This is a genomic window from Streptomyces sp. DvalAA-14, assembly GCF_900091855.1.
Lineage (GTDB): Bacteria > Actinomycetota > Actinomycetes > Streptomycetales > Streptomycetaceae > Actinacidiphila.
In genome coordinates, this window is record NZ_FMCH01000557.1 from 1 (window position 1) to 8,477 (window position 8,477).

The following is an 8,477-nucleotide window of genomic DNA, read 5'->3' on the forward strand; positions in this document are numbered from 1 at the left end:
CACACCGTCCTGGCCTTCGGCGGCGGCGCCGCTGCTCACGCAGCCGCTGAGGGCTGCCGCGGCGGCGGCGGCGGCCAGGGCGAGGGCGCCGGCGGTGAAGGCCCGGGCGGCCGGGCCGGCCGGGGCCGGAGGGCCAGCTTTTCCGGGCCGCGGGCGGGGTGGGCGTGGTGGGCGGGGGCGGTCCGACCGGTCCGGCCGGTCCGACTGGTCCGACTGGTCCGACCGGTTCGACTGGTCCGACCGGTCCGGCCGGCTCGGCTTGTCGGGCCGACTCACTGGGCCCGCGGCGTGCGCGGGATCCACCCGGTCAGCGCCCGCCGCCCGCCCCGGCGCCGGGCGCGCGGCCCCACGCGTCGGGGGCGGTCCGGTGGGCTCGGCCGGTACCGATCGCGCCGCTCGCAGCGCCCGCACCCCCGTGGACATCGATGCCACCATCACTCATCCATCCCTGTCCGGCCGCCGCCCGGCGCCGCCGGCCCCTCGACTGAGGCCTCATCCGGCTAACGACGGTCTTGAGCACGCCGTCACGCCCGTTACGGTGGACACGTGCGCAAAGTGGTCGCCGACGCGGCTTCGGCCCCTCCTTCCTCCACCACCGCCGACGCCGGGTCCGCCCGCGGTGCGGGGCCCGGGCCGGCGCACCGGACGTCCGTGGTCGAACGCGGCTCTTTCGTCTCGGCCCGCTGCACCTGCGGCTGGTCGGGCCCCGCGCGCCGGGCGCGGGACCGGGCCCGGCGGGACGCCCACGAGCACGCCGGCGACTGAGCTGTCGCGGGATTGTCGCGGGCCCGTCACCACGGAAGATCGTCGCAACCGGAGTCCTTGCTGCGTCGTCTTGGGTTACCGAAGGTGCCCGGGGGCAGTAGGCACCTGCCATTGGGGTCGGCGTGACCCCATGCGTGATGCGGCGGTGGAACACTGTGAGCGAGACAGCGGCGGACTCGACATCCCCCATAACCTTCCCGGCGAAGCGCAGGCTGGAGCGGCGTACCGCGCTGCGGGCCGGGGGCGGAGTGCTGGCGGCGGCCTGGCTGACCGGCTGCACGCCGGGCGGCTCCAACGATGCCAAGAGCGCCGCTTCGACGTCGAGTCGTACCCCCGGGAGCCCTTCCCCCACCGGCTCCGCCGCCGGCTCGACCCCCAAGCCCTCGCCCACCCGCGTGAAGGCGGACTGGAAGGCGCTCGCCTCAACCCTGGACGGCGACCTCGTCCGCCCCGGCGACAGCGCGTACGAACTCGACCACCGGCTCTACAACACCCGGTACGACAATCTGCGCCCGGCCGGCATCGCCTACGTCACCGGCGCGGCGGACATCCGCAGCTGCCTGGACTTCGCCACCCGGACCGGTACCGTGCCGGTGGTCCGCAGCGGCGGCCACTCCTACGCGGGCTGGTCCAGCGGCGACGGCCGGCTGATCATCGACGTGTCCCGGATCAAGTCCATCCACCTCGACGGCACCACGGCGACCATCGGGGCCGGCGCCAAGCTGATCGACGTCTACAGCACGCTCGGCGACCAGGGCCGCTGCGTCCCGGGCGGCTCCTGCCCCTCGGTCGGTATCTCCGGCCTCACCCTCGGCGGCGGGCACGGCGTACTGAGCCGCTCCATGGGCCTCACCTGCGACAACCTGACCGGCGCCACCCTGATCACCGCCGACGGCCGTACCCACGAGGTCTCCGCGGACGCCGAGCCCGACATCTTCTGGGCGCTGCGCGGCGCCGGCAACGGCCAGTTCGGCGTCGTCACCTCGCTGCGCTTCAGCACCCATCCGACACCGAACGTCGTCACCGGCTACCTCACCTGGCCGTGGAGCAAGGCCGCCGCGGTGATCCGCTCCTGGCAGGCGTGGGGACCCGACCAGCCCGACCCCATCTGGTCCTCGCTCCACCTGGACTGCGCGCCCGGCGGTTCGCCGACGGTCTCCGTGGCCATGATGTCCACCGGCTCACGGGACGATCTCGCCAACGCGGCCGACCGGTTGGCCGACGCCCCCGGCGGGCCCGGTCCCGCGTCCAGCGTCTCGCTGCGCCCGCACGCCTTCCTCGACGCGATGTTCTCCTACGCGGGCTGCTCGGGCATGTCCGCCGCCCAGTGCCACCTGCCGCCCACCGGGAACCTCGGCCGCGAAACGTACACCGCCCGCTCCGACTTCTACGACAGCCAGTTGTCCGAGGCGGGCATCGACGCGCTCCTCGCCCAGACCCAGCGCCTGGCCGGCCAGTCCGGCGGCGGCGCCGGCAGCATCGCCCTCACCGCGCTCGGCGGCGCCGTCAACCGCCCGTCGCCCACGGCCACCGCCTTCGCCCACCGCTCCTCCCGCGTCCTGGTCCAATACCTCGCCTCGGACGCCCTGTCCCGCACCTCCTGGCTCGACACCACCCACGCCGCTCTGCGCCGCTACGCCTCGGGCGCCGCCTACCAGAACTACACCGACCCCACTCTCACCGACTGGCGCACCGCCTACTACGGCCCCAACGCCGCCCGCCTCACCGCCCTCAAGTCCCGCCTCGACCCGAACCGCCTCTTCTCGTTTCCGCAGGCCCTGTGACGGGACGCCGGGCCCGGGTCAGCGGTTGACGGTCTGGATCTCCTGGACCTGGACCTCCTGGGGCGAGGTGGTGTAGCCGGCCGGCAGCTGCCCGGCCACCGGGCCGTCCGGGTCGGCGGTCGCCGTCCAGTGCACCCGCCAGGTGATGCGCGCCAGCAGCGTGTACGCGCTTCCGCTGCCGGTCGCCTTGCGGTAGGTGATGTTGCAGGCGGCGTCCGCCGTGTTGACGTTGTACCGATCGCCGGTCTTCGTGAACGGGTAGTCGCACGACTGGGGGTCCGCGAAGGACGTCCCGGCATCGATGTGCAGCGCGTACGGTTCCGCCACGACGGTCGCGGCCACCGGCGGATTGGGCACCCGGGCGGTCACGTAGACCTCGGGAATGGCCTCACCGAACTTGATGTACGTGGCCAAGTTGACCTTCTGCCCGTCCGCGGCAGGGCTCAGCTTCACGGTACGGGCCGGCAGTCGAGTGGCGTTGTAGGCCGCCCTCGACAGCATCTCGGCGGTGACCGGTGCGGGCGGGGGAGGGTCGCCGGGGCCGACCCACATCCATCCCGTACTCAGCGTGCAGGAACCGCCGCTGTCGGGCGGCAGATCGGGGTTGTAGACCAGCACCCACCAACTTCCCGGCTCGCCTTGGTGGTAGTGCTTGGCCTCCAGGTCCGACCGGACTTGGTAGTAATAGTTGTAGACCGTGCCCGCGTTGGCGTTTCCCGCCGCGTAGTAGCGCTCCTGGAGGATCTGCTTGAACTCCGCGGGTGTGTACGCCTCGTACCAGCAGTCGGGCGGGGTGAAATTCTGATCCGACGAGGTGATCCGCTGGGTCGGCCCGCCCGCGTTGTTTCCGTATCCGGTTCCGCTGTACGAAACCCGGGACGAGAGCCTGCCGTTGTCGCTGGTCGGCGTGGTCGTCGTAGTCGGAGGCCGCGGGTTGCCGACTCCCCGGCGGAATGCGCTCGCAGGGGGAGCGGCGACGAGGAGCGCCAGGACAGTCAGCACCACTGTGGGGAGCAGACGCTTACGGCCTTTCAGGAACCCGCGCACTTGGACACTCCCGTCTGCTGCGAGTAGTCGACTACCTGCCAATCACCAGCGGCGTTCCGCACGAGCCCCATGCGCCAGAGACTGAAATCCCGGAGTTCCGGTGTGGTCTTCCTCACCTGGCCGGTCGCGATCACCTTGTCGTACGCCTTGCTCTCGTCCTCGCAGTAGCTGACCTGGGCTCGATCGGCGGCGTCGAATGCGACGGTGGGACGGTAGTCGCGGAGGGTGCCGGTAATCGTCAGGCCGGACTTGCGGTAGTTGATGGCGGTGTCCGAAACAGTGGCAGCCTGAAGTCCGGAGAAGTAGCGCTTGATGTTGGGTGTGCTGCCCTTGCCCTCGCCTTCCGCCTCCTGCATGGTCATCACGATGTTCTTCACATCGCGCAGAACAGGGGCGGTCTTCGCGTCCGATCCGTCGAATCCGGTGAACACCACTTTCGCGTCCGACGGCAGGACAAAGGTGGGCGCGGCCGGACCGGTGGCTGTGGTCGGCGGCGGCGTGGGTGTCGCGGGCGCTGTGGTCGCGGTCGGCGCGGCGGCCGTCGTGGACGGCTGCGCCTGGTCCGAGCCGTCCGAGCCGCCCCCGCCGCAGGCGGTCAGCAGCAGGCCCGCGGCGGCGGCGAAGGCGGCGGCGATGGGCAGGGAAGAGCGGGTCACGTCGGAGTCCCCCGTGAGTCGTCCGGTGCGGAGCAGTTGGCGAAGTAGTCGGCTGAGCAGTTGGTGAAGCAGTTGGCGAAGTGGTCGGCAAGCAGTCGTGATGGGCATTGACACTACCGGCGCGAGACGCGGTGCTGTAGAGGCGACCGCTGATCCACAGCGGTCCGTGCCACCGCCCTTGCCGTCGCCGAGGTCGAACCGTCGGCCGATGTCCACAAGCCGATCAGTTTTTGCCATCCCTTGAACGAACAGCGTTGTTGGAGATCCGAATTACTTGAGAGGTTGGTCCCTCGGTTCGAACGGTGGGACGCGGCGGACAGGCCGTGGACGGAGGGCGCGCGCGGATGACGGACCTCAAGGTCTCCTACGACCGGCTTGAGGAGTCCAGCCGCAATCTCCAGGCGATCCAGCGGGAGTTGGAGGACACCGGCCACCATCAGTCGGACATCGCCGGCGCACTCGGATCCGGGGACATGGCGCACGCCATGCACGACTTCGCGAGCAACTGGGACTATCACCGCCACAAGTTGCTCGACAAGATCCAAGCCATGGGTGAGATGGCCGAAAAGACCATGGAAGCCTTCAAGGACGTGGACGAGAAACTCCGGAACGGTCTCACCGACGCCGGTAAAGGTGCTGGTAAGAGCGGCGGCGGGGCCGTCGGCAAGGGCGGCGCCCAGGAGTAACGGCGCGCGGGGAGAGCGACGTCCGCGCGGAACACCGCCGCGCGGGAGATAGGCGCGACAGGGGAGGGAACGCGCTGTATGACCAGACCAGCCGACTCCGAGTGGGCCGTCCTCGACGAATCCGAGGACCCGGTTCCCGGGGACCCGCACGAGATACGCACCGAGTCCTCGCGGCTCGGAAAGATGGCGGCGACGATCCGCGACCAGATCGCCCTGCTGCAGGACATCGCGGGCGACGACAACATCGGCAAGTTCGCCGACACTCTGCGCGAAACCGCCACCGACCTGCGCGACGGCCTGGACAAGGTCGCCACCCGCTACGAGCACGTCTCCGAGTACCTGGGGCACTGGGCGGACGACCTGGACCAGTGCCAGTCGGACTCCCTGCGCGCGCTGGCACGCGCCCAGGCGGTGGCGACGACCGCCAACGCCCCGGAGTTGAAGCCGGCGCCCGGCAGCCCGCAGCCGCAGCTGACACCGGAGCAGCAGCAGCGTCAGGCGGCCGCCGAGCGCGCCCGGCAGGCCGCCCAGGACGAGTTGGCGGGTGCGAAGGCCCAACTGGCCCGCACCAAGAGCCATCGCGATGACCGCGCAGGCTTCTGGAAGCAGAGGATCGAGGACACCGAGCACGACGGCCTCAAGGACAGCCGGTGGGATTCGTTCAAGGACTTCATCCACCAACACGCCGAACTGATCAAACTCCTCGCCGACGTCTGCACGTGGATCGTCACCGCGCTCGTGATCGTCTCCCTCTTCATCCCCGTCCTGGACATCGCCACCGCACTCCTGGGCGGGCTCATGCTGGCCGCCCTGCTGGGCCATACCGCCGTCGCCCTGACCGGTGACGGCTCCTGGATCGACGTCGGCCTCGATGTGTTCGCGCTGGCCACGCTGGGGGCGTCGAGCTGGTCGGAAGCGCTGCTCAAGGGGTCGACGGGGTTCGCCGACGGTGTGGCGAGGGGGCTGCGAGGCTCGGAGGAGGTCGGTACGGCCGCTGCGAAGACCGCCGCGGATGGCGCGGACCTCCTCGGAAAAACCGGCCAGAGTCCGGGCGTCAGGTTCTCCTCTTTCATGGCGGACTACGGCCGGGCGGTCGCTGAGAAATTTCTCGCCGGCGGTGAGAAGGAAGTCGGCGAGCATATGGCCACATTGAGGTCCCTCGCCGAAGAGTTCCCCGACACCCGGCTGTTCCCGAACGCCCTCGCCCGCGGCACGAGCTTTCTGAACACCGTCCGGCTGGCGAACGGCGCCGCCAACATCGTTGATGAGGCCGGCCATTGGGCCGGCGGCAGCGATCTGATCAACTGGGTCGGCAACGGCTTCGCCGGCGGCCTCGCCCATCCAGAACTGGAGGGCGACACCTCTCCGCACTGGGACACCTTCGGCCGCCTCAAAGAGCTCACCACACACGAGGTCGGCTCGTGACAACGGCCCGGGCGATACGCGGCTACCGACTGGTCGTGCCGCGCGAGTGGCAGAAGATCCCCGTCCGGCGCGGCACGGACCAGGCACTCGGCGCCCTGCTGGACAAGGCCTTCGCCCGGCACGGGCGTGACGAGGTGGCGCAATACCGACGGGAGTTGGAGCAGCGCCTCAAAGCGCTGATCAACCAGGCCCGGAACAACGCGGGCGTCGATCTCTATCTGCCCTTCGGCCGCCGCGAGCAGAATCTCCCCGCCTCGTTCCTGGTCTCCCTCGTCGACTTCGCCAGTCCCGACGCGCCCGATCCGCAGCGCGTCCTCGCCGAGGTCCTGGCCACGACCGAGGGCGGGGAACCGGTGGAACTCGACGCCACCCCCGGCATCCGCACCGAACGCGTCTACGACGCCGATCCCGATCGCGAGGTGGCCTACCCGTCACGTCGTGTCGAGTACATCCTGCCCGTGCCCGGTACAACGGACAGCTGGCTGGTCGCGTCCTTCTCCACCTTTGGCGCAGGGAGTCCGGCGGACGGGACGGCGCGGCTGCTCTGCGCGCTCTTCGACGCCATCATGGGCACGTTCCGCTGGGAACGCATGCAGAAGGACAACACATGAGCTTCGACGAACGGAAATCGACTCCCAACTGGGCCGAGATCGACTACGACCGCTCCGCCTGGTTTCCCATCCCGCTCGGGTTCGAGGGCACCAAGTGGTCCGACGCGGCGGAATGGGCCTTCGACTACGCCGGCGACCGCTTCGTGAAGGGTGGCCGCGAACTGACCAAGAAGGTCGTCAAGAAGGAAGTCCTGCCCTTCGCCGAGCACCTCGTCCTGGCCCGCACCGCTGTCGCCGGCCGCATGGCCGGGCACAAGCTGTACTGCCACTGCCCGGACTACACCAAATTTCCGGTACCCGCGGCAGTCGGGCTCTGGCGGTGCCAGGGGACGTGGGAAGAGGCGATGCGGTACTACGCCTACTGGGGCACCGAGAGCGCCACCACGGAGGCCGCTACCGAGTGGTTCGAGACCGAGGCATTGGGCACGGGTGTCAAGTCCCGATGGAGCGGCGTCTACGGACCCGGCCCGTACGACCAGGTCAACTACATCTTCCGCGACGCCGCCATGGAAACCGATGTCCATGTGTTTCTGACCTCGTGGAACCACGACCGCTTCATCGAAATCCTCCCCGACCTGGACCAGTTGGTCCGAGGCATCCGCTGCGTCCCCGACCCGGGGACCTGAGCGCCGCGCAACTGCGCTACGCCGCCAGCCCCTTGTCGTCCGCGCGGTGGCGCGGCGCCTGGGCGTCCTCCGCGGGCGGGAGCGTGTCGGGGCGGGCCCGGATGAGCCCGGCGAGGCGTGTGGTCGTCAGGGTCGTGGTGAGTGCGGTGAGGAGGGCAAGGGCGAGGGGGGCCAGCAGGAGGGTGGTGGCCGCGCCGAGGGCGAAGCCGCCGATGACGTCGGTGGGGTAGTGCGCGCCGAGGTAGACGCGGGTGAAGCCCTCCGCGACGGCGATCAGGAGGGCGGCGGCGCCGAAGCGGCGATTGACCATGAAGAGGCCGACGCCGATCGCGGCGGCCAGCGCGGCCTGGTCGCTGACGAAGGAGTAGTGGGGGCCGCCGTGGATCAGCACGTCGAGGCCGTCGTGTTCGGTGTACGGCCGGGGTCGTCGCACGAACGCGCGGATCGGGATGTTGGCCAGCAGGGCGAGCCCGCCGGCGAGCAGGGCCCACAGGACGCCGGCCACGGCGGCGGGCGCGTCGGCCGAGCGGCGGGCGACGCGCCACCAGCACCAGCCGGCCAGCAGCGCCGTGACGACCAGCAGCCCGTAGGCGCTGAGGAGTTCCACGGCGCGGTCGACGCCGTGGGGTGCCTGCCTGGCGTAGTCGTTCATGTCGCGGAGCAGGCTGATGTCGGGGTTCACACTGTCGTTAGCAACCTCTGCCATAGCGGTGGTGCCCCTTACATGCGACTGGCTGTACGTACGGCCTGGGCTCGTCCGCAACCCCCGTCGCTTGCGTCCCGTGCCATTCTCCCCCGTACAACCGCTGACACGGTACGTAGCGTTCCGGTCTTCGCCAGATGATCACCAGGCTGTTATCCAAGGGTGACCAGCGAG

Annotated in this window: 9 protein-coding genes; 6 read left to right on the top strand and 3 right to left on the bottom strand. The window is 70.2% G+C overall.

Annotated elements, in window-relative coordinates; translation table 11 throughout:
• Nucleotides 1-555: 555 nt before the first annotated feature.
• A complete protein-coding gene (locus GA0115240_RS29845; RefSeq protein WP_370673385.1) occupies nucleotides 556-765 on the top strand; it encodes a hypothetical protein in 210 nt (69 codons plus the stop codon).
• A gap of 212 nt (nucleotides 766-977) precedes the next feature.
• The gene (locus GA0115240_RS29850) at nucleotides 978-2,549 is read left to right on the top strand and encodes an FAD-binding oxidoreductase (RefSeq protein ID WP_237555327.1); all 1,572 of its coding nucleotides are present in this window, start codon (nucleotides 978-980) and stop codon (nucleotides 2,547-2,549) included.
• Nucleotides 2,550-2,567: 18 nt separating this feature from the next.
• Here the strand turns inward: GA0115240_RS29850 and GA0115240_RS29855 are convergent, their stop codons facing one another.
• Nucleotides 2,568-3,554 (bottom strand): hypothetical protein, encoded by a 987-nt coding sequence (locus GA0115240_RS29855; RefSeq protein ID WP_093741460.1) that lies wholly within the window; start codon nucleotides 3,552-3,554, stop codon nucleotides 2,568-2,570.
• Between the two features lie 26 nt (nucleotides 3,555-3,580).
• A complete protein-coding gene (locus GA0115240_RS29860; RefSeq protein WP_093741461.1) occupies nucleotides 3,581-4,252 on the bottom strand; it encodes a hypothetical protein in 672 nt (223 codons plus the stop codon).
• A 323-nt stretch (nucleotides 4,253-4,575) separates the two neighbouring features.
• On the opposite strand from GA0115240_RS29860, the gene GA0115240_RS29865 reads away from it, so the two are divergent.
• The 4 genes from GA0115240_RS29865 to GA0115240_RS29880 all read left to right on the top strand — a co-directional run bounded on the left by GA0115240_RS29865 (nucleotide 4,576) and on the right by GA0115240_RS29880 (nucleotide 7,600).
• Nucleotides 4,576-4,938 carry a hypothetical protein gene (locus GA0115240_RS29865; RefSeq protein ID WP_141709015.1) on the top strand — a complete coding sequence of 121 codons (363 nt, stop codon included), beginning with the start codon at nucleotides 4,576-4,578 and terminating at the stop codon, nucleotides 4,936-4,938.
• Nucleotides 4,939-5,016: 78 nt separating this feature from the next.
• Nucleotides 5,017-6,363 carry a hypothetical protein gene (locus GA0115240_RS29870; protein ID WP_093741464.1) on the top strand — a complete coding sequence of 449 codons (1,347 nt, stop codon included), beginning with the start codon at nucleotides 5,017-5,019 and terminating at the stop codon, nucleotides 6,361-6,363.
• The gene (locus tag GA0115240_RS29875) at nucleotides 6,360-6,974 is read left to right on the top strand and encodes a hypothetical protein (RefSeq protein ID WP_093741466.1); all 615 of its coding nucleotides are present in this window, start codon (nucleotides 6,360-6,362) and stop codon (nucleotides 6,972-6,974) included. The genes GA0115240_RS29870 and GA0115240_RS29875 overlap by 4 nt, the downstream gene beginning before the upstream one ends.
• Nucleotides 6,971-7,600 carry a hypothetical protein gene (locus GA0115240_RS29880; protein WP_093741467.1) on the top strand — a complete coding sequence of 210 codons (630 nt, stop codon included), beginning with the start codon at nucleotides 6,971-6,973 and terminating at the stop codon, nucleotides 7,598-7,600. Before GA0115240_RS29875 ends, GA0115240_RS29880 begins: the two co-directional genes overlap by 4 nt.
• Before the next feature lie 16 nt (nucleotides 7,601-7,616).
• On the opposite strand, the gene GA0115240_RS29885 is transcribed toward GA0115240_RS29880, so the two are convergent.
• A complete protein-coding gene (locus tag GA0115240_RS29885; RefSeq protein ID WP_093741469.1) occupies nucleotides 7,617-8,306 on the bottom strand; it encodes a phosphatase PAP2 family protein in 690 nt (229 codons plus the stop codon).
• Nucleotides 8,307-8,477 lie beyond the last annotated feature (171 nt).

Bases quoted from the DNA above. Each gene is read 5' to 3' on its own strand.
- GA0115240_RS29870 (WP_093741464.1), top strand. From the start codon at position 5,017: ATGACCAGACCAGCCGACTCCGAGTGGGCCGTCCTCGACGAATCCGAG.
- GA0115240_RS29880 (WP_093741467.1), top strand. From the start codon at position 6,971: ATGAGCTTCGACGAACGGAAATCGACTCCCAACTGGGCCGAGATCGAC.
- GA0115240_RS29885 (WP_093741469.1), bottom strand. From the start codon at position 8,306: ATGGCAGAGGTTGCTAACGACAGTGTGAACCCCGACATCAGCCTGCTC.